The sequence below is a fragment of the Micromonospora wenchangensis genome, from assembly GCF_002210435.1.
Lineage (GTDB): Bacteria > Actinomycetota > Actinomycetes > Mycobacteriales > Micromonosporaceae > Micromonospora > Micromonospora wenchangensis.
Genome location: NZ_MZMV01000005.1, coordinates 26,008 through 47,165, shown reverse-complemented (window position 1 = coordinate 47,165; position 21,158 = coordinate 26,008). Strand labels below are relative to the sequence as shown.

General features: G+C 70.1%; 13 protein-coding genes and 2 pseudogenes. 8 read left to right on the top strand and 7 right to left on the bottom strand.

Annotation, left to right across the window (positions count from 1 at the left end; genetic code table 11):
* Nucleotides 1-97: 97 nt before the first annotated feature.
* The 3 genes from B5D80_RS04125 to B5D80_RS04115 form a co-directional block, all read right to left on the bottom strand.
* On the bottom strand, nucleotides 98-1,420 hold the full coding sequence (locus tag B5D80_RS04125) for a CE1 family esterase (protein ID WP_088642417.1): 1,323 nt from the start codon (nucleotides 1,418-1,420) through the stop codon (nucleotides 98-100).
* 80 nt (nucleotides 1,421-1,500) lie between these two features.
* Entirely contained in the window at nucleotides 1,501-2,865 is a 1,365-nt protein-coding gene (locus B5D80_RS04120; RefSeq protein WP_088642416.1) for a glycoside hydrolase family 43 protein, read from the bottom strand.
* A 14-nt stretch (nucleotides 2,866-2,879) separates the two neighbouring features.
* Entirely contained in the window at nucleotides 2,880-4,268 is a 1,389-nt protein-coding gene (locus tag B5D80_RS04115; protein ID WP_088642415.1) for a glycoside hydrolase family 43 protein, read from the bottom strand.
* 597 nt (nucleotides 4,269-4,865) lie between these two features.
* On the opposite strand from B5D80_RS04115, the gene B5D80_RS04110 reads away from it, so the two are divergent.
* The 3 genes from B5D80_RS04110 (at nucleotide 4,866) to B5D80_RS04100 (ending at nucleotide 10,233) form a co-directional block, all read left to right on the top strand.
* The gene (locus B5D80_RS04110; RefSeq protein WP_088642414.1) at nucleotides 4,866-5,924 is read left to right on the top strand and encodes a LacI family DNA-binding transcriptional regulator; all 1,059 of its coding nucleotides are present in this window, start codon (nucleotides 4,866-4,868) and stop codon (nucleotides 5,922-5,924) included.
* A gap of 854 nt (nucleotides 5,925-6,778) precedes the next feature.
* Nucleotides 6,779-8,263, top strand: coding sequence for an arabinofuranosidase catalytic domain-containing protein (locus B5D80_RS04105; RefSeq protein ID WP_088642413.1), 1,485 nt, complete (start codon nucleotides 6,779-6,781; stop codon nucleotides 8,261-8,263).
* A 50-nt stretch (nucleotides 8,264-8,313) separates the two neighbouring features.
* Nucleotides 8,314-10,233 (top strand): alpha-L-fucosidase, encoded by a 1,920-nt coding sequence (locus B5D80_RS04100; protein ID WP_088642412.1) that lies wholly within the window; start codon nucleotides 8,314-8,316, stop codon nucleotides 10,231-10,233.
* Between the two features lie 252 nt (nucleotides 10,234-10,485).
* Here the strand turns inward: B5D80_RS04100 and B5D80_RS35045 are convergent, their stop codons facing one another.
* Complete coding sequence (locus B5D80_RS35045) at nucleotides 10,486-10,599, bottom strand: hypothetical protein (protein WP_425437161.1); 114 nt, start codon at nucleotides 10,597-10,599, stop codon at nucleotides 10,486-10,488.
* A gap of 367 nt (nucleotides 10,600-10,966) precedes the next feature.
* Here B5D80_RS35045 and B5D80_RS34150 point away from each other — a divergent pair.
* The 3 genes and pseudogenes from B5D80_RS34150 to B5D80_RS04090 form a co-directional block, all read left to right on the top strand.
* Nucleotides 10,967-11,188, top strand: a pseudogene (locus tag B5D80_RS34150) (alpha-L-arabinofuranosidase); the annotation flags it as partial.
* Between the two features lie 37 nt (nucleotides 11,189-11,225).
* Nucleotides 11,226-11,387 (top strand): annotated as a pseudogene (locus B5D80_RS34145) (AbfB domain-containing protein); the annotation flags it as partial.
* Nucleotides 11,388-11,681: 294 nt separating this feature from the next.
* On the top strand, nucleotides 11,682-12,812 hold the full coding sequence (locus B5D80_RS04090; RefSeq protein ID WP_088642411.1) for an FAD-dependent oxidoreductase: 1,131 nt from the start codon (nucleotides 11,682-11,684) through the stop codon (nucleotides 12,810-12,812).
* Between the two features lie 38 nt (nucleotides 12,813-12,850).
* On the opposite strand, the gene B5D80_RS04085 is transcribed toward B5D80_RS04090, so the two are convergent.
* Nucleotides 12,851-16,093, bottom strand: a complete 3,243-nt coding sequence (locus B5D80_RS04085; protein ID WP_088642410.1) for an AfsR/SARP family transcriptional regulator — start codon at nucleotides 16,091-16,093, stop codon at nucleotides 12,851-12,853.
* 121 nt (nucleotides 16,094-16,214) lie between these two features.
* Between B5D80_RS04085 and B5D80_RS04080 the strand changes: the two genes are divergently transcribed.
* Both B5D80_RS04080 and B5D80_RS04075 read left to right on the top strand, forming a co-directional pair.
* Nucleotides 16,215-16,859: a DUF998 domain-containing protein gene (locus tag B5D80_RS04080; protein WP_211291385.1), complete on the top strand. Its 645-nt coding sequence runs from the start codon at nucleotides 16,215-16,217 to the stop codon at nucleotides 16,857-16,859.
* Nucleotides 16,860-17,025: 166 nt separating this feature from the next.
* The gene (locus tag B5D80_RS04075; protein ID WP_088642409.1) at nucleotides 17,026-17,469 is read left to right on the top strand and encodes an ester cyclase; all 444 of its coding nucleotides are present in this window, start codon (nucleotides 17,026-17,028) and stop codon (nucleotides 17,467-17,469) included.
* Between the two features lie 58 nt (nucleotides 17,470-17,527).
* On the opposite strand, the gene B5D80_RS04070 is transcribed toward B5D80_RS04075, so the two are convergent.
* Together B5D80_RS04070 and B5D80_RS04065 are read right to left on the bottom strand one after the other, a co-directional pair.
* On the bottom strand, nucleotides 17,528-20,230 hold the full coding sequence (locus tag B5D80_RS04070) for an AAA family ATPase (protein WP_088642408.1): 2,703 nt from the start codon (nucleotides 20,228-20,230) through the stop codon (nucleotides 17,528-17,530).
* Between the two features lie 157 nt (nucleotides 20,231-20,387).
* Nucleotides 20,388-21,029, bottom strand: a complete 642-nt coding sequence (locus B5D80_RS04065) for a DJ-1/PfpI family protein (protein ID WP_088642407.1) — start codon at nucleotides 21,027-21,029, stop codon at nucleotides 20,388-20,390.
* Between the last annotated feature and the right edge of the window lie 129 nt (nucleotides 21,030-21,158).

The following is a 21,158-nucleotide window of genomic DNA, read 5'->3' as shown; positions in this document are numbered from 1 at the left end:
TCGGTCCTGTGCGGGGTCCCTGCTCAGACGGCTGCGTCCCGGACACCGGTGAGGTCGCGGGCGGGCCGGGACAACCCGCCCGCGACCGGTACTGCGGCTACCTGGTGCAGGTGACGCCGTTGAGGGTGAACGCCGTCGGTGCGGCGGCGTTGCCGGTGTGGTTGGCCTGGAAGCCGATGCTGACCGAGGCGCTGGGGGCGATGGTCGGGTTGTAGCTGACGTTGCGGGCGGTGACCTGGCCGGAGGCGGGCGTGTAGGTGGCGTTCCAGCCGGAGGTGATGCTCTGCCCGCTGGGCAGGGTGAAGACCAGCGACCAGCCGTTGACCGGGGTGCTGCCGGTGTTGGTGACGGTGAGGTCCTCGGTCAGGCCGGTGCTCCACGCGTTGACCGTCGTGGTGACCGCGCAGCCCCCGCCGGCCGGCGGCGGGGTGGTCGGCGCGGGCGTGGTCGGGCCGGGCGTGGTCGGTGCGGGGGTGGTGGGCTCGGGCGTGGTCGACGCGAACTGGGTGAAGAACCGCCAGGTCTCGGCCGGCAGCCAGGTGCGGGTGCCGCTGTCACCGGTTGCGCCGTCCTGCGGGGCGGCGATGTGCCCCTCGTCGAAGGCCGCCCACACCACCGGGTATCCGGCCCGGCAGCCCGAGTAGGTGGTGCTGCGGTGGGTCAGGCTGCCCTGGCTCGGCTCGGGCGGGTTCTGCGCGGTGCAGCCGTTGTTGCGGACGAACCGGTCGCGCAGCGTGCGTCCGCCGGCGATGTTGAGGACGCCGTCGCGGATGCCGTGCGCGCCGAAGTAGGCGATCGGTTGGGTGCCGCCGCTGCATCCGCTGAGCTGCCCGCCGGAGTAGACCGCCACGGCCCGGAAGACGGTGGGCCGGGCGCAGGCGACGGCGTAGCTCATCGCGCCGCCGTAGCTGAAGCCGAGGGCGAACCGCTGGGTGGTGTCCACGCACAGGCCGGCCTCGACCCGGTTGAGGATGTTGTCGACGAAGGTGATGTCCTCCCCGCCGGCGTTGCCCCAGCCGTTGTTCAGGCCCTGCGGCGCGACGAAGATGGTGCTGTTGTTCGCCAGTCGTTGCAGGCCGTAGTAGGACCACACGTCGCGCTGCACGGTCTGGCCGGTGGCGACGTCGGTGGCGGTGCCGCCGACCCAGTGAAAGCCGAGCACCAGCCGGTACTGCCGGTTGGCGTCGTAGCCGTCGGGCACCCGCAGGATGAAGCTGCGGTTCTTGCCGTTGCTGGTGATGGTGTGGGTGCCGCTGGCCAGGGTCGGGGCCTTGCCGCAGCCGGCCGTCGCGGCCGTCGTCCCGACGTCCGCGGCGCGGGCGGAGGCGCCCAGGCCGCCGCTGACCATCGCGGTGCCCAGGCCCAGGGCCAGCAGCATCGCCGCGGCTACCGACCCGAGTCTCGATCTGCGTCCTGTCATCAGGTGTCTCCTCGTACGTGGGGGTAGAGGTGGTCCCACCCCGGCCACGGTGGGACGGACGGCCGGGGCGGAGCGGGGCGTCAGCGGAACTGCCACCAGTTGACGTTGAACAGGTTGCCGCTGCCCCCGGCGAACCGCAGGAACACGTCCTGGGTCCCGATGGCGCCGCTGACCGGGCAGGTGACCGTGGTCCAGGTCTGCCAGCCGCCGGTCACCGGGACGGTGCAGGTGCCCACGGTGGTGCCGGTGGCGCTGCCCAGCCGTACCTCGATGCGGCCACCGGTGGTCGCCGACGCGACCCGGGCGGTGAACGAGCTGGCGCCGGCCCCGAAGGCGACCCCCTTGACCTTGATGTAGTCGCCGTTGTTGAGCCAGCCGACGTTCATCCCGCCCTCGCTTGACGGCTCGGTCTCCACCCCGACCGACCAGGCGATCGTCTCGGCCTCCTGGCGTAGGTACGGGTTGAGGGTGCCGACCTGCGGGGTGCCGGAGGTGGTCATGTTGATGGTCGGGATGGTGCCGTCGGCCCGGTAGCTGAACTTCTCCACCGCCACCGAGCGGGTGAAGCCGCCGCCGCCCGGCAGCGCGCCGTTGTGGTAGAAGAAGTACGAGCCGCCGTTGAAGTCGATGACGGCGGGGTGGTTGGTGAAGCTGGTCCCCTGCCGGGGCATGATCGTCCCCCGGTAGGTCCACGGCCCGGTCGGGCCGGGAGCGGTGGAGTAGGCGATGAACTCCGAGCAGCACTCGGCCGCGAACACGTTGTAGTAGACGCCGTTGCGCTTGTAGACCCAGGGCGCCTCCTCGTACAGCGTGGGGCGGCTGGTGTTTCCGCTGCGGGTGCCGAAGCCGGCGGTGGTCAGCGAGATCTGGGTCGGGCTGCCCGAGAACGAGGTCATGTCGGTGTTGAGCCGCACGTACCACAGGTTGGGGTTGCCCCAGTACAGGTACGCCTGTCCGGTGTCGTCGACGAAGGCATGCGGGTCGATCTCGCCGTTCTCCACCAGTGGCCGGCCGATGGCGTCGCGGAACGGGCCGGTGGGGCTGTCGGCGACCGCGACGCCGATCGCCATCCGTCCGGTCGCCCGGTTCTTGACCGGGACGTACCAGTAGAAGCGGCCGTTGCGGTAGACGGTCTGGCCGGCCCACGCGTCGGCGCTGGCCCAGCTGAAGGTGGCCAGGCTCATCGGGGAGCCGTGGTCGGTCCAGTTGACCATGTCGGCCGACGAGTAGACGCGCCAGTCCTTCATCGTGAAGTACGTCGAGCCGTCCTCGTCGTGGCCGGTGTAGAGGTAGACCCGGCCGTTGTGCACGAGCGCGGCCGGGTCGGCGGTGTAGATGGTCTGCACGACGGGGTTGTCCGCGCGGCTGACCGCCGGCGTCAGCACCACCAGGCAGAGCAGGCCGGCGAGTAGCGCGGTGCCACGTCGCAGCAGGTTTCTCGTCACGGTGCTCTCCTCGCTCAGGGCGTGATGCGGAAGGTGGCGTCCTGCCGGTCGGTCACGCTCGAACCGGCGCTGAGCGGGTCGATCCGCAGGACGTTTCCGGCGTGCCGCAGATACCGGTCGGGGAAGTTGGCGGACCGGAGCGACGTCCACGCCGCGTCGGCCAGGCCGGCGGTACGGTGGAAGGTGGCGTCCGCCCGGAACGTCGCCGACCCGTCGTTCGGGTCGAGTCGGATGGCGTAGTTGCTGTGCCGCAGGAAGTTCCCCGGTCGGTTCACCGACTCGAACGAGACCCCGGCAGAGTCGGACAGACCTGCCACCATCCGCCACAGCTGGTCCTGGTACGGGTCGAACGGGAACGGGTCGATCCGGCCGACGCCGTTGCTGTGCCGCACGAAGTAGTCCGGCAGGTTCGACGACTTGAGCCGCACCCAGTTGGGGGTGCCCCACCGGGACACCATCGCGTTGTACTCGGCGTCGCTGATCCCGACGACCGAGCCGTGCTTGGCGTTCAACGGCGGGGTGTAGTCCCGCTGGTTCAGCGCCGTCCACGAGTTGCCGGCGATGTTGGAGGTGGACCAGATGTAGTAGTCGGCGTTGACCGGGCTGAACGAGTCACCCCAGAGCCGCCAGCCACTGCCGTCGTTGTTCTTCACCAGCAGCGGTGCCTCGATCGCGTTGCCCATCCGCAGCCCGCTGGTGTAGGTGGTGAAACTGTTCGGCGCCCCGGTCGAGGAGCGTGCGCCGTGCAGCAGACCGGTGGAGAGGTTCTTGTAGTACAGGTACGTGGTGCTGCCGTCGACGACGACGTCGCCGTCGAGCACGCCGAAGCCGGGGCTGAAGAACACCTGCTGGGGGCCGATGTTGACGAAGTCGCTGGTGTAGTTGACCATCAGCACGTCGCCGCCGCTGTTGCACGAGTAGACGATGGCGTACTGCCCCCGGGCGGCGTCCCAGAACGCCGTCGGTGCCCAGGTGTGCGAGTTGGGCAGGGTGTGCATCCTGATCCGGCGGTAGCCGGTGAGGTTCGTCAGGTTGGTCGAGTCCCACATGTGCAGGTACTGGCTGTTCAGGCCGAAGTTGGTGCCCTTGAGGTCGGTGGCCAACACCACGAAGGTGCCGTCCTGCTTGCGGAACACGAACGGGTCCCGCAGGCCCAGTTGCCCCTGGGTGGGGGTCACCACCGGATTGTTCTGGTTCAACGGTGTCCAGTTCAGACCGTCCCGGCTCACCGCCAGGTGCAGACCGTAGTCCGCGCCCTGGAAGCTCGGCGTCTCGGTGAAGTAGGCCATCGCGTACGCGGTGTTCGCCGCCCACGCAACACCGGGCAGCCCAGCCACCGATGCCGCGGTGAGCGCACCGGACGCGGCCACGGCCTTGATGAGTGCTCGTCGACTGATCGCCACGATACGGAACCCTTCTGCCATCGTTTTGGTCGTCCATTTGCGAAAATGCAGTACGTCTGAGCGGCGGAGCGGCAGCGGGGCAGGGTGCGGCCGGCCGCCACCATCGCGACCCTGGTCCCGCTGGAGGAGGTGCGGACGTCGGCTGCCATCGATACCGGCAGCCATCAGCCCGGATGCCGACGAACACCGGTTCGCGCCAGGTGGAACCGACGTTCTGTTAGCGTTCACAGGATGCTGCCCAGGCATCCTCACCCGAGGGTCTTCCGACGCCCGGGCTCCCGACCGCGCGTCACACTCCCTGACATGGACTCTCGTGGATGGCTGTCTCAGCCGTCAAGATGTGACGATCAGATTTCGCGAAAGTTCCCGTCCGTTGACGTTCGGTCGAAACCCCCGAAACCGCCGCCCGCACGGTGTCCCACCCTCTTTCACCTGCTACGAACCGATTCGAGGACGACGCGATCCACCATCGGGACTTTCGAATGTTATCGATAACGGTTTCGCGCCTGCCGCAGTCGTCGACAGACGACAAGGCGGCGGTCCGGCGGCCTGAGCGGCACTGGTCAACCCCCGCACCTCGACCCATAGACTTCCTTCGTGATTGAGAAAGGCCCCGAGCAGCCACTCCGCAGACTCCGGCGCGGTGACCTGCCCATCGCCGCGATCGCCGAACTCGCCGGCGTCTCCCCACCCACGGTCTCCAAGGTCCTCAACGGCCGTCGCGGCGTGGGCGAACAGACCCGGCAGCGGGTGGAGGCACTGCTCCGCGACCACGGCTACCGACGGCGGGAGACCACCGGCACGGCCCTCTGCATCGAGGTGGTCTTCCACCAGATGCTGTCATCGATCGCCATGGAGATCCTGCTCGGTGTCCAGGGGGTCACCTCTGCCAGCGGCTACACGGTCGGCTTCACCGATGTGGGTGAGCACCTGAGAGCGGGGCAACCCTGGGCGGCGCCGCTGCTGCGGCGGCGGCCAGCCGCCGTCATCACGATGTTCTCCCTGTTCACCGCCGAGGACGGCGAGCAGTTCGCGGCGGCCGGGACACCACTCGTCGCGGTCGACCCGATCGGGAGCCTGTTTCCCACCCCCGCCGTCGGGTCGAACAACTGGAGCGGTGCCGTCGCCGCCACCCAGCACCTTCTCGACCTCGGTCATCGGCGGATCGGAGTGCTCACCGGGCCGGTCAGGGACCTGCACGCACGGGCTCGTCTGGACGGCTTCCGGGCCGCGTTGGACTACGCCGGTGTCCCGTTCGACGCAGCCCTCGAACGGCACGGGATGTTCACCGTCGAGGACGGCCGCGACCTCGGCGCCGAGCTGCTCGCCCGCCCGGATCCGCCGACTGCCGTCGTCTGCGGCAACGACCTTCAGGCGATGGGCGTCTACGTGGCGGCGCGGGAGGCGGGGCTGCGGATCCCTGACGATCTCAGCGTTGTCGGCTTCGACGACGTCGAATCAGCGGCGTGGCTGGCTCCGCCTCTGACCACCGTGCGGCAGCCGTTCGCCGAGATCGGTGCCACCGCCGCCCGACTCGCGCTGACCATGGTCGATGGCCGGTCGCTCAGCCAGGAACGATACGAGGTCGGCACGACTCTCGTCGCCCGTGGCAGCACCGCCCCGCCCGGCTCCGGATCGTCGGCTCCTCCGACGTGACCGATGAACTGCGCCGGGCAGCGGGCCACCCACCGTGGCTCGTCCTGGATCACTGCCAGGACGGGACCGTAGTCCGCACCCTGGAAGCTCGGCGTCTCGGTGAAGTAGGCCATCGCGTACGCGGTGTTCGCCGCCCACGCAACACCGGGCAGCCCAGCCACCGATGCCGCGGTGAGCGCACCGGACGCGGCCACGGCCTTGACGAGTGCTCGTCGGCTGATCGCCACGGTGCGGGCCCCTTCTGTCGGCATGCTTGTCGGTTGGCTTGGTCGAAAAGTGCAGTAGGTCTAACGAGCAGGACCGCATCGGCACAGGATGAAATCGGAGCAACCTAGCCGTCAGTGCACTCTGGAGCTGCCCGACGACGGCAAACCGCCCGCCGGGGGCACCCCGGCCCGGCTTCCCACCCACACGGGACACTCCGATCGGCACGATGTCGCACGTCCGGCCCGCCGCCGATGCGACACCCCCACCACTCGCGAAAGCTGTCGTTCTTCCCGATCAGCTCCAGGACGCAGCGCCACCGTCAATCGTTTTCCCTGGTGGATGGGTCTTTCGCTCCCCCAGCAGGCGGTCGAGAGCAGGGTGGACCCCGGTCGCCATATCCATTGACATGCTCGTATGTGAACGTTAACTTTCTCATCAGTGCAGCAGTGTGGGTCACGCCCTCTGCCGCCGATTCGGCTGACCGTTGGCCCTGGCGTCCGGGCCGCCAGCCCCAACGGCACCGACCAGCGGACTCGCCAGGCTGCACGGTTGCTCCTGCCTGCCGGAGTTCGGGCCCGACAGGCGGCGAACCGGAGGGACCCACCCCGAGTGGGCCCGTGAACTCTCGTCCACATCTGGAGGACTCCATGAAACGTGGCACTGTCTGGCGTCAAGCCTCGGCATCGGTCGCGGCCCTGGCTACGCTGGTGCTCATCGGCAGCGGCACAATCGGGACGCCCCAGGCGTCCGCGGCGGCCGCCGGCTGCCAGGTCACCTACACGGTCAGTTCACAGTGGCCCGGCGGCTTCGGCGCGGGCGTCACCATCACCAACCTGGGCGACCCGGTCAGCAGTTGGCGGCTCACCTGGAGCTTCGACGCCGGACAGACCGTCACCCAGCTCTGGAACGGCTCCTACACCCAGTCGGGCGCCCAGGTCGCCGTCACCAACGTGTCCTACAACGGCAGCATCCCGACCGGGGGCAGCACCTCGTTCGGCTTCAACGGCGCGGCGACCGGCAGTAACCCGGCACCCACCACGTTCACGCTGAACGGCACGACCTGCACCGGCGGCGTCACCCCCACCACACCGCCACCCACCACACCGCCGCCGACCACCCCTCCGCCCACCACCCCTCCGCCCACCACGCCCCCGCCCACCACGCCGCCGCCGGGCACCCGCCTGCCCTGCGACCTCTACGCCGTCGGCAACACGCCCTGCGTGGCCGCGCACAGCACCACCAGGGCCCTGTACGCCGCGTACACCGGCAACCTCTACCAAGTCCGCCGCGCCTCGGACAACACCACCCGTAACATCACCCCGCTGGCCGCCGGCGGGGTCGCCAACGCGGCCGCGCAGGACTCGTTCTGCGCCAACACCACCTGCCTGATCACCATCATCTACGACCAGAGCGGTCGCGGTAACCACCTCACCCAGGCGCCCCCCGGCGGCTTCCCCGGCCCTGCCCCCGGCGGATACGACAACCTCGCCAACGCCACCGCCGCCCCCACCACGCTCAACGGCCAGAAGGCGTACGGGGTGTTCGTCGCCCCCGGCACCGGCTACCGGAACAACACCACCAACGGCATCGCCAAGGGCGACCAACCCGAGGGGATGTACGCCATCCTCGACGGCACCCACTACAACGGCGGCTGCTGCTTCGACTACGGCAACGCCGAGACCAACAGCCGGGACAACGGCAACGGCACCATGGAGGCCATCTACTTCGGCAACAACAAGGTCTGGGGCTACGGCGCCGGCAACGGCCCGTGGATCATGGCCGACCTCGAGAACGGTCTGTTCTCCGGGGTCAACCAGAAATACAACGCCAACGACCCCAGCATCAGCCACCGCTACCTCACCGCCATCATCAAGGGCGAGCCCAACCACTGGGCCATCCGCGGCGGCAACGCCCAGTCCGGCAGTCTGTCGACCTTCTACAACGGCGTACGGCCCAACGTGCCGGGCTACAACCCGATGAAGAAGGAAGGCGCGATCATCCTCGGCATCGGCGGCGACAACAGCCACGGCGCGGCCGGCACCTTCTATGAGGGCGTGATGACCGCCGGCTACCCCACGGACGCCACCGAGAACGCCGTCCAGGCGAACATCGTCGCCGCCGGCTACCGGTGACACCTTCCGCGGCAGGTCATCCCACCACCGTTCGACCAGGAGAGCGTCCAATGTCCTCGATCCCCCTCCGACTGACCCGCCGCGGACTGCTCGTCGCGGGCGGTGCCACCGGTATCGCCGCCACCACCGGCCTGCTGGGCGTCCGCAACGCCCTGGCCACGGCGGGGCCGCAGAGCTACACGCCCACCTGGGCGTCGGTCGACCAGCACCCGCCGGCCGCCGAGTGGTTCCAGGACGGCAAGTTCGGCATCTACTACCACTGGGGAGCGTTCGCCGTCCCCGCGTTTGGCAACGAGTGGTACCCGCGCAACATGTACAACAACGGCTCGTACGAGAACAACCATCACAAGAGCGTGTACGGCGATCCGGCGGCCTGGCCGTACCACAACTTCATCAACGGGGGCCGTGACAAGGCCGGCAACTGGGTGCAGTTCGCGCCGAAGCTCAGATCCGCGGGCGGCAACTGGGACCCCAACGAGTGGGCCCAGTTGTTCGTCGACGCCGGGGCGAGGTTCGCCGGCCCGGTGGCCGAGCACCACGACGGCTACTCGATGTGGAACAGCAGGGTCAACGAGTGGAACTCCGTGGCGACCGGCCCGAAGCTGGACCTGCTGCGGCTGCACGCCGACGCCATCCGCGCCAAGGGTCTCAAGCTGTTCGTCTCGCTGCACCACCAGTGGAACTTCGGCGGCTACTACCAGTACGTGCCGCAGCAGTCCAGCACCACCCTGCGCAAGCTCTACGGTCAGCTCGACAACGCCACCGAGCAGCAACTGTGGACCGACAAGCTGCGGGAGGTCATCGACGGCTACCAACCCGATCTCATCTGGCAGGACCTCTACCTGGGCCGCATCGACGAGGCACGGCGGCTCGATTTCCTGGCGTACTACTACAACAAGGCTGTCGCGTGGAACCGGGACGTGGTGGTCACCTACAAGGACGGGTTCAACAACCGCGGTGAGGTCTACGACTTCGAGCGCGGCGGCCCGGCAGGCATCCAGTCCCCCTACTGGCTCACCGACGACAGCGTCTCCAGCAGCAGCTGGTGCTACACGCAGGGCATCGGCTACTACTCGACCACCGCCCTGCTGCACGCATTGATCGACCGGGTCAGCAAGAACGGCACCATGGTCCTCAACGTCGCGCCGACGGCCGACGGCGTCATCCCGTCCGGGCAGCAGACGATCCTGCGCGGCATCGGCGACCACCTCAAGCGGTTCGGCGAGTCGATCTACGGCACCCGGGCCTGGTCCGTCTTCGGCGAGGGACCCACCCAGATGGGCGGTGGGTCCTTCGTCACCCCGCGCGCGGGCACCAACCGGGACATCCGGTTCACCCGCAACAAGAACAACACCGTCCTGTACGCGACGGTGCTGGGCTGGCCGGGCAGCACCCTGACCATCTCGACGATGACGTCGAGCCGGGTGAACCTGGGCAACCTGACCGGCGTGCAGCTGCTCGGCTCCACCGCCGGTACGTACGTCAATCTGCCCCGGCCCACCCAGGACGGGTCCGGCCTGCACGTCACCATGCCCTCGGCGAGCGCTCCGTACAGCGCGCTCGCGTACGTGGTCAAGCTGACCTTCGTCGGCGCGACCCCCACCGCGACACCGTCTCCCACCCCCACCCCCACCCCGACGCCGACCGGCACCACCGCACCGCCGGCCGGCCAGGCGACGGCGAAGTACACCATCACCAACTCCTGGGCCGGTGGCTTCCAGGCCGACGTCACCGTCACCGCCGGCGCGACGCCCATCAACGGGTGGAAGGTCTCCTGGAGCTTCCCCAACGGGCAGGTGATCACCCAGATCTGGAACGGCAGCCACACCCAGAGCGGGGCGAGCGTTACGGTCGCCAACGTCGCCTACAACGGCACGCTCGCCGCAGGCACCTCCACCACGTTCGGTTTCACCGCGACGTGGAACGGCACCAACAACCCGCCGGCCAGCATCACCTGCACCACCAGCTAAGCCCCGGGTCGTCGTCCGGGATTGGGCGGCTGGGGGCGAGGTTCGTCCTGCGCGGTCCGCGCGGAGTCTCCGGTGCGTCGACGTGCCCGGCTTTCCGACGACGGACCCCACGGCGCTGCATGCCGTGGGGTCCGTCGGGATGCGGCCGTCCGGGCCGGCCAGGCTGTTCTACCCACCGGGATCGGACGGTGCGGGCCAGTGCCCGGCCATTGCCCGGCCGCTCAGGTCGATGCTCTTGCCCGGATGGCGGCGTCACCCTCGGGCAGGACGTTGTCCAGTGCCAACCACCCCGGCCGTCCGGGCTTTCCTGGCCCGCCGGCAGTCGCGCAGGATGCGCACACACCGGTCGTCGTCCCAGTCGTGCAGGATCTACTGCAACGCGTGGATGTCCCCACCGGCCGACACCTCGTCGAAGAAGTTCCCGGGACGGTCGTCCAGCGGTGATCGGCGTCGAACGCGGAAAGTTCGTGTCGGCCGAGGCCCGGCACAGCCGCCTGGCCCTGGGCCGGATTTCGCAACTTTGCCTCTGACGGTTCCGAGACGCGGCCGAGTGCGCTGGCCCGAGCAGCTCCAACCCTCGGCGATCCACGGCGGCGCGGCCGGTAGCGTGTAAGGAGCATCCCCAGCTTCCCTGGGGCGATCCAGGTGATCCAGCGATCAGCGGGTGTTGTCCTCCCCGGTCGGCGGTGCCTGGTGGCTGTGGGGCGACTCGTTCTCCCCCGTCAACAACGACATGTACCTCTGGTCCACCAGCAGTGTCAGTGGCAACTCGTGGACGGTGACCAACCAGCGGGATTACACCCCACCGCTGAACAGCAAGCACGGTTCGATCACCGGCATCACCGATGCCGGGTACAGTGCCGCCACCAGCAGCTGGGGTACCCCGAACTGGGTCCGGCTGAAGTCCTCCGACTTCCCCGACTACTACGTTCGGCACTCCAACGGATCGGTCCGCATCGACCCGTACGCCTATCGACCCCTGCCAGGACCAGATGTGGCGGATGGTCCCCGGCCTCGCGGACTCCGCCGGGGTGTCGTTCGAGTCGGTGAACCGCCCGGGCAACTACCTGCGGCACAGCGGTTACGTGGCAGGGCTCGCCGCCAACGACAACACCGCCCTCTTCCGGGCAGACGCGACCTTCTACCGCACCGCCGGGCTGGCCGATAACTCCTGGTCCTCGTTCCGCTCCTACAACTTCCCCGACCGCTACCTGTGCACAGCAACTACGTGCTGCGCATCGACTTCCTCAGCGCGAGTTCGCTGGCGACGGACCGCCAGAGCGCCACCTTCCCCGGGTCACGTCCTAGTCGTTCCGCCCGGCGGCCGAGCGGAACGGTCCGGTGACCGCAGGACGGCTGGTGGTGCGCCGTGTCCGCGCCGTGAGAGCCAGACGTCAGCGGCAGTGGCGACTGTTGGCGAGCAGCGATCCACGCACCGGGAGGGCATCATGAACAACCCAGTCACCATCATCGGCGCCGGGCTCGGCGGTCTCGTCCTGGCCCGAGTGCTGTCCGGGCACGGCATGCCGGTGGAGGTCTACGAAGCCGAGGCCACGGCCGCGGCACGGTCGCAGGGCGGAATGCTCGACATCCATGACTACAACGGGCAACTCGCCATTGAGGCCGCCGGGCTGACCGACGAGTTCCGTCGCATAGTGCTGGCGGGCCGCCAGGCGATGCGGTTCCTCGGCACGGACGGCACGGTGCTGTTCGAGAAGGGCGACGACGGCTCCGGCGGACGCCCCGAGGTACAGCGCGGCGACCTGAGGCGAATCCTGCTCGACTCACTCCCGACTGGCACGGTCCGCTGGGGGGCGAAGGCCAGGACCGTACGCGGTCTCGGCCACGGTCGTCACGCGGTCACCTTCGCCGACGGCTCGACCATGGAGACGGAACTCCTGGTCGGTGCGGACGGCGCCTGGTCACGGATCCGGCCGCTGCTGTCCGACGCCGTTCCGGAGTACACCGGTGAGTCGTACGTCGAGACCTACCTGTACGACGCCACCACCCGGCACCCGAGGGTGGCGAAAATGGTCGGTGAGGGATCGATGTACGCGCCGTCGGCCACCGAAGGGATCGTCGCCCACCGGGAGAGCGGCGGCACCCTGCACGCCTACATCTCCCTCACCCGCCCGCTGGACTGGTTCGACGACATCGACTTCACCGACCGCGCCACGGCCGCCGCCCGGGTCGTTCAGGAGTTCCAGGGCTGGGCCCCCGAACTCACCGCGCTGATCACCGACGCCGACGGCGGACCGGTCCTGCGCCCGTTGCACGCACTGCCGCTCGGCCACCGATGGGATCGCGTCCCGGGCGTCACGCTGCTCGGTGACGCCGCGCACCTGGTCGCCCCGAACGGCGAGGGCGCGAACCTCGCCATGCTGGACGGCGCCGAACTCGGCAAGGCTCTCGCCGCCCGCCCCGGCGACATCGAGGCCGCCATCGCGGAGTACGAACAGGCCATGTTCCCGCGTACCGCCGAGGTCTCGCAGGACGAGGAGCTGATGGCCAGCATCTTCGGCGGCACGCCACCCGACAGCGTGCTCGCGCTTCTGGCCGAAGAAGGTGAGCGCCCGTGAGCCGGTCCGGCCGGTCCGCGACGGCATGACGCGCCGCGCTACCGGTCGCTGTCGGTCACGGTGCAGGTGGCAGCCGCCACCTGCACCGTGGTCTGCTGCACGCAGCGACGACCCGCCGCGTACGCCGCGTCGAACCCGTCCTCGTCCAGCGCAGTCTTTCCCCTGCGGGTCAGCTCCCTGACCTGCGGGTCGGTGTGGTCGTGCGCGCCGCGCAGGCGGGCGGCGACACCGAGGAGCGCGGCCGATTCGTGATGTCTTCCCCGCCGGTCGGCAACCGCGGCCATCTGTACTGTCACCTGGGCGAGGACCGGTAGCTCCCGGGTGGCCCGGGCCGCCTCGTGCGCTACCGCCAGCGCCTCGTCGGCACCGGACAGGTCGCCCAGTTGCAGAAGGAGCGCCGCCCTGGTGCTACTCACCAGCGCACGGGCGTGATCGGCCGGGTAGGCCGGGACGACGGACAGCCCCCGCTCTGCGGCGTCGATGAGGTCACCCGCACGGTCGAGGTCGCCGAGCCGCACCCTCAGGGCCGCCTCGTGTATGTCGATGAGGACCAGCATCTCCGTCGAGGACGCGCGCCGGGCGCGCGCTCGTGCGGCGTCGAGCAGGTCTGCCGCCAGATCGGTGTCACCGCGGCGCAGGTGCAGGTCGATCCAGCGCAGGTCGCTGTGGAACTGGTCGCTGACGCCGAGCGCTCCGAATCGGCCGGTCAGCGTCCGGGCCTCGGTGAGGTCGGACATGGCGCCGTCGACGTCGTCGTACCGCCGCAGGGCCGCACGCATCGGTAGCACGGCAGCCGTGGCCCACTGGTCACCGATGCGCCGGAAGTGGTCCAGCGCCACCTCGACGTGACGGCGCATCCGGTAGAGCGCCCCTTCCTTTTCGGCGATCTCGGCCTGGAACATGTGCGCCAGCCCGGCCGACCACCGGTCGTCGCCGTCGGTGAAACGCGTGAAGGTCGCGAGCGCGGCTGGCTCGTCCTGGAGAAACAGAAGGATCGAACCCAGCAGACGGAAGTGGCCCGGCAGGTGCGGATGGGCGAGCAGCCGACCGGCCAGCTCCTGCACCGTCGTTTGTTCGTCGACCTCATACCGCGCGGAGACGCCGGCGGTGATGTCCGCTCGGTTGAGTAGATAGGCGGCACGGGCGCAGTCGCGTGCGACAGTCCATTCGCCGTTCGCCACCGCCAGTGCCTGCCCCAGCCAATGGATGCCGTCGGCATGGCGGCCACGCATCTGCCAGTACCAGGTGAGGTCGAGAGCGAGAGCGATCGCACCCGTGGCGTCCCCGGCGGCGCACAGATGGTCGAGGGCGGCGAGGATGTTGTCGTATTCTGCGTCGACGATCCCGATCGCGGCCAGTTGGTGGGGTCCACGCAGTCGGGGATCCTGCTCGGCCATCAGCGCGGCGAAGTGGGCCGCGGCCAGGTCACGAGCTCGCCCGAGCGTGCCGGCCTCGGCCAGCCGTTCCCTGCCGTACTCCCTGATTGTTTCCAGCATGCGGTAGCGGCCGGTGGTTGGATCTAGCTGGAGCAACGACCGGTCGACGAGTGTGGCAAGCACGTTCGGGACATCGGCGCTCCCCTCGCAGACTGCGGTGGCGGAGCTGGCCGTGGCGCCGCCGGGCAGGATGGCGACGTGTTCCGCGACGGCCCGTTCGCCGGCGTCGAGCAGATCCCAACTCCACGCGATCACCGCGCGCAGGGTGCGGTGCCGCAGTGGTGCGGTGCGGCTGCCCCTGCCGAGCAGGTGGAACCGGTCGGCCAGCCCCTCCGCGAGGTCGAGCAGCGACAGCGTCCGAAGCCGGGCGGCGGCCAGCTCCAATGCGAGAGGCATGCCGTCAAGTCCACGTACGAGGCGCACGACGTTGGACAGCGTCGTCTCGTCGACATCGAAGCCCGGGCGTACGGCGGCAGCGCGAGCGGTGAACAGGCGTACCGACGTGGTCTGTCGGGCCTGCGCGACGTCGGCGTCCGGGCCGGGTAGTTCGAGCGGAGCCAATGGGACGAGCCCCTCGCCGTCGACCGCGAGGGGTTCACGGCTGGTGGCGAGCACCCGCAGGCCGGGACAGCGGGGCAGCAGCGAGGAGACGACGCGCGCCACGGCGTCGATCAGGTGCTCGCAGTTGTCCAGTAGGAGGAGGATCTCCCGGTCGCTGAGTTCGGTGAGGAGGACGTCGGACTCGTCGTCGCCGGTCCGCCCGAGCGGGCCGCCGGTCCGCAGACCGATCGCGGCGAGCAGAGCCGATATGATCTTGGTGGGGTCGGTGACGGATGCGAGGTCGACCAGCCGTACACCATCGTGGTAGTCGTGACGGTGGCGGCGGCCGGCTTCCAGCGCGAGGCGGGTTTTTCCGGCGCCGCCCGGTCCGACGACGGTGACCAGCCGCCCGGCCGTGAACAGGGCGGAGATCCGGGCAAGGTCGTCATCGCGGCCGACAAAGCTGGTCAGAGGCACGGGCAGGTCAGCATTCGGCCGCCCGGCCCCGAGGCTCCCGGCCGGGAGCCCGGGCACGACTGGGTCGGCCGTCGAGGCGCCGGGCGCTGGTCGGGGCGGCTCGGGTCGCAGCAGTCGCAGATGACGCTCACGCAGGGCGGTGCCGGGATCGGTGCCCAGCACGTCGGCCAGCGCCTCGCGGACCCGCTCGTAGACGGCGAGGGCCTCTGCCTGTCGCCCCAGACCGGCCAGCGCGTCCATCAGCAGGGCGGCCGCCCGCTCATGTCCCGGCTGCTCCCGTAACAGCACGGACAGCCGGGCAGTCGCGGCTTCGGCCCGTCCGGAGAACAGTTCAGCACCGGCGAGGTCGGCGACCACCTCGATCGAGGTCTGCACCAGGCGGGTCGCGACGGTGGGCGCGACCGCCGCGATGATTGCGGGCTCGACGCCGGGCCGGTCGCCCCACAGCGCCACCGCCTCGGCGAGTGCCGCCTCTCGGCCGGTCGCGGCGAGTTCCTCGAACCGCACGGCGTCGACATCGGATGCCTCCACCGCCAGCCGGTATCCACCCGCGACCTGTCGGACCACCGTGGGATCCGGGGCGTCCGGGGAGAGCGCGCGGCGTAACCGGGAGACGAGTCGCTGGAGCGCCTGCGTGGGGTCGGACGGCGGGTCCTCCCCCCAGATCGCGTCGACCAGCACGGCCGGTGTGACCGGCCGGCCGCCAGCGAGCGCCAGCCGGACGAGCAGATTCCGCAGGCGCGTTCCGGGTACAGCCAGGGTGGTGTCACCGCGGGCGACCCGGAAGGCGCCGAGCAGGGTGACCCGTAGCCGTTCACCTCCGTCCATCCCCCGATCCTCCCGCGTTTCCCCGTCCGGTCCGGCGGCGGGGCGGTGTCCGCGCGGTGTGTGCCGCGTGTCAGCGCCGCGCCGCAGGCTGACGCCACTGATTCATCTACAGGAGGACGTCGTGACCGACATCAGGCAGCGCACCGCGGCCGCAGTGGCACTCATGGCCAGCGGAATCATCTACTTCACCGGCGAGTTCGTCGCCGCTGCGGCGTGGACGGATCCGCCCTACAGCTACACCCACCACTTCATCAGTAATCTCGGAGTCCACGGGCCGCTCACCGCGTTCGGTCAGTACATGTACTCCCCACTGGCCCTGGTGATGAATACCGGACTCGGGCTGACCGGCCTGGCCGCGCTGGCCGGAGTCGCGATGCTGAAGGGCTTGCCGGGTGGGCGGCGGGCGGCGACGGTCATCTCGGCGGTCGTGCTGGCGGTTGGCATGGTCCTGGTGGGGCTGTTTCCGGGGGACGGCGGCACTGACGGCACCGACTACCACGGGATCGGCGCGATCTTGGCCTTCGTCGCCGGCAACGTGCTCGTCATCCTGCTCGGTCGAGCGTATCGGCTGCTCGGAATGTCGTCCGGGCTGGGCCGTCTGTTGACCATGTCCGGGATGTTCGGCCTGCTCTCGCTCGTGGTCTTCGGGACCATGGTGGCCTCGGGTGCGGGCGTACTCATCGGCCTGTTCGAACGCGGGATCATCTATCCGTTCCTGATCGGCTTCGTCCTCGCGGGAGCGGCACTGCGCAGACGCCGTGCATAGCCGCCGGAGTATTCCGGAGTACGTAGGTTCTGCCGACGCGGACGCGACAGTCGCCAGGGCACGGTGATCCCGTGCGGAACCGCGACATCGGCCGGGTGCCCTGTCGCGTGGGCGCGCGCCCGGTGACGCCCCTGCGCGGTTTGACCACGAGAGACATGGAGATGACATGAGCGACGACATCACCCGCCTGGTCGGTGCCTGGAAGGCGTTGTGGAACGGAGACTTCAGCGACGTCGATGAACTGATCGCACCTGGGGTAAGGGTGCACGCGGCCCTGGCCGACGGCGGCGACGGCAGCGCGATCGACGACGCCGAGGCCATGACCGGCTGGGTGGCACAGCTTCGCGGTCCACTACCCGACCTGGTGTTCGACATCGAGGTCGGTCCGATCGTCCAAGACGACCTGTTGGCCCTGCGTTGGCGTGCCACGGGCACCTACGGCGGAGGCTTCCCCGGCGCCGGGGCACCGGTCGGCACGCCTGTCGACTTCACCGGCGTCGACCTCCTGCGCGTCCACGACGGTCAGATCATCGAGTACTGGCTCAACTCCGACATGCTGCTGCTCCTTACCCAGCTGCGCGTGCAGTCGGTCGAGCCTTCCGCTGTCTGACCGGATTCCCCCAGTTGGGCCGGCCGGCGCCGTGCGGCCGCCGGCCGGCCCGGCGATGTCACGCGCCGAGATCGGAGCGGTGCCGGAGTTGCCGCCGAGAGTTGATGCCGAGCTTGCGGAAGATGTTGCGCAGGTGGGTGTCGACGGTGCGCGGGCTGATGAACAGCTGGGCGGCCACCTCGCCGGACGTCGCGCCGGCGGCGACCAGCCGGGCGATGTGCAGCTCCTGAATCGTCAGCTGGTCGTACGTCTGTGGTGACCGATGGCGTGGCCGTTCCCCGCTGGCGCGCAGCTCGACGGCGGCGCGTCGGGCGAACGCCTCGAATCCGGCCTCGGACAGCAGGCGGTGTGCCGTGCGCAGGTGCGCTCGGCAGTCCCGCCGGCGGCCCTCGCGTCGCAGCCATTCTCCGTACACGAGATGGGCTCTGGCCCGGTAGGCCGACAACGGGCTCCGTTCGAGGTGCGCGACGGCGGTCCGGTACTGCTCCTCGGACCCGGTCACCATCCCTCGGGCGTATGCGGCGATGCCCAGACCGGTGGCGGTCCCGCTGGCGTCGGCGCGTTCCACGAGCGATTCCAGCGCCGAGCTGGCGGCCTCGGAGTCACCGCAGCGGACCGCCGCTTCGACCAGTTCGGGCAGGGAGAAACTGGCGAGGAAGAGGGTGCCGTCCGCGACGGCCCGCCGAGCGGCCGCCAGCGCGGCCGGATAGTCGGCGAGGCCGTTGAACAGCACCGCCGACGCCCAGTCGATGTTGCCGGTCAGGAGACCACTGCCGCTGGTGGTCGCCGCGACCGTGGCCTTCTCGAACAGCGCGAGCGCTTCGGCGCGGCGACCACGCAGGGCCGCCAGATGGATCCGGTGGTAGGGCATCGGCGGCCCGCCGATCGCGTCGGCGATGGCCTCTTCCTCGGCGATCGAGGCCATCGCCAGGCCAGGGTCGGCGGTGAGCGCGCCGTACGACCCCGCCTGCGCGAGCCCAAGACGCAGCAGCAGCGGAGAACCGGACTCGCGGCCGGTCCGCACCAGCCACTCGACGATCGCCGCATACCGATGGGGATCCCAGATCTCTGCCGCGAGCATGAGGGCGAGCGCGGGGTGCTCGATCCAGCCGGGCCTGCCGGAACCGTGGCGGCCGTCGAGAACCTGCCGGATCAGCGGGATCGCGCTGCGGTGGCCCGCCGAGTTCAGCAGGCCCAGCGCATCCAGCACGTCCGGCGGACGCGACGCGGTCGCCGGCACCGACCGCACGGCGGCCAGCACCAGATCGAGCACGCCGCTGGCCCGGCCGACGAGCAGACTCGTCTCGATCGCGTCCAGGAAGCACCTGCGGGCCCGTTCCGGATCCAACCCGGCCAACCGCCTTCCCGCGTGGATCATGAACTCTGGGCCGTTCTCGTCCCGGTGGCTCTGGAAGGCGACCTGTCCCCGCAGCAGGTCGGCGTGGGCGAGCTGGAACTCGTCGAGCCCGGTGTGCTCGACGGCTCTGACCAGGATGGCGGCTCGGTCGGGACGGCCCGCGACGAGGGCGGCATGCGCCGCCGCGAACGTTCGTTCGAGCCGGCCGGCGGGGTCCAGGGAAAGCTCGGCCGCCCGTTCCAGGAAGGCTGCTGCGGCCACCACGCCCCCGCGCGACCGGGCACGGGTGGCCGATCGGACGAGTTCCGCGGCGACGTCGTCGTCGGGGCCGACGGTGGCCTGGGCTCGGTGCCAGGCCCGCCGGTCCGGGTCGGTGCCGGCGTTGGTCGCCTCGGCCAGTGCCCGGTGGGCCCGCTGTCGTTCCCGCGCCGACGCGGCCCGGTAGACCGCGGACCGGGCCAGCGGGTGGCAGAAGCGAATGTCGGCGGCGAACTCGACAAGGCCGGTCGCGGCCACGCCGGCGCTGGCGGTCGGCACGTCGATGCCCAGCAGCTGCGCGGCCGGCCACACCAGGGTGGCATCGCCCGTGGGGTCGGCGCTCGCCGCGGTCAGCAGGAGACGGGCGTCGTCCGGCAGTGCCGACAGCCGGTCCCGGAAGCTGCGCTCGATACGGGTCGGTACCGGGGAGGTGTCCGGCGGCCCGAAGCCGCCCGCCTCGGGCAGTTCGAGCAATGCCAACGGGTTACCCCGGGCCTCGGCGAGCAGTCGGCTGAGCACCTGCTCGTCGAGGACGAGGTGCCGTCGGCCCGCGAGCACCGTCCGCGCCTCGGCGTCGGTTAACCCGGTGAGGTCGAGGCCGGGCAGTTCGTGCAGCTCGTCCGAGGCGGGCGACCGCAGCGCGAACACCATGGCGATCGGCTCGGTGGCCACCCGCCGGCCGACGAACGTCAACGCCCTCGCCGACGCCGCGTCCAACCAGTGGGCGTCGTCAACCACGCACAGCAGCGGGCGTACCCGGGCCGCGGCGGCGAGCAGACCCAGCGTCGCCACGCCGATGTGGAAGAGGTCGGGCGTGCCCTTCGCCAGTCCGAACGCGATCCGGAGCGCGTCGGCGTGCCGGGGTGGCAGGTCCGCGAGGTGACCCAGCACCGGCACGCACAGTTGATGCAGCGCGCTGTAGGGCAGTTCCCGCTCGAACTCCGCCCCGGCCACGTGGATCACACGTACGCCGGACGCCGCGTCGCGGGCGTGTGCCAGCAGCGTGCTCTTGCCGATGCCGGCCTCGCCGCGCACCACCAGCGCCCCGCCCCGCCCCGCTTGCGCCTCCCCGGTCAGCTCGTGGAGAACCTTGAGCTCGACCGACCTGCCGACCAGTGAGCCCCGGGAGCCAGCCGCGGATCGCACGCCGGCCAGGCTACCCCCTGTCCGGTCCGGAGTTAGCAGCCGGGAAGTCACGCTGTTCGCCTCCTGCAGTGCGCCAGACGGTTGCCGCTTCCCGCTGATGTGAGACCGAGTCAGCGGCCGGGTGACCGACCGCTGACGATCGAGCGGACGACGCGGGTCAGGAGGTCCAGACGGTGCCCCGGGGCTCGTACTCCAGGATGCGCGTCACCAGATCGGCGGCATCCGCGCCGAACTTACGACGAACGAGGTGCAGTCCCAGATCGAGTCCGGAGGTGACGCCGCCGCAGGTGACCAGGTCACCGTCGTCGACCACGCGGGCCTCGGTGACGAGGCCGCCGAACGCCGCGAGTTTGTCCTTGACCATCTGATTCTTGATGCAGCGCCGACCACGAGTCAGACCCGCCGCGCCGAGCAGCAGCGCTCCGGTGCAGACCGAGGCGACGACCAGGCCGGGGCGCGGTGCCGCGGCGAGTGTCCGCGGTAGGTCACCCTTCGCGATCTCCAGTTCGACACCGGGCCGGGTCGGGCCGGTCAAGCCGCTGCCCGGCACGATCAGAAGATCCGCGTCCCACGGCGACCAACCCGTGCCGACCTCGACCCGGGTGCCGCCACCGGCGGTGATCGTCCGCGGGACGTCGGCGGTGACGTAGTCGATGGTCAGCGGCGCACGGGCGGCACTGCGGGCGATGCTGAAGACCTCGTACGGCCCGACGAAGTCCTGCTCCTCGATGCCGTCGTACAGGAGAACCTGCACGCGCAGCGGGCCGGTCGCCGCGTCGGGCCGGTGGTGAGCTGTCATGCCCCGTTAGTCGTCCCGATCGAGGCTCGGGATCCGGCTCGATCATCCGTCGTCGACATGCCGCCGGGGCTGGGCGAGCCACCCGACGTCACCCGGAGCGTCCGCGACGACCGAAACGGTTACGCAATT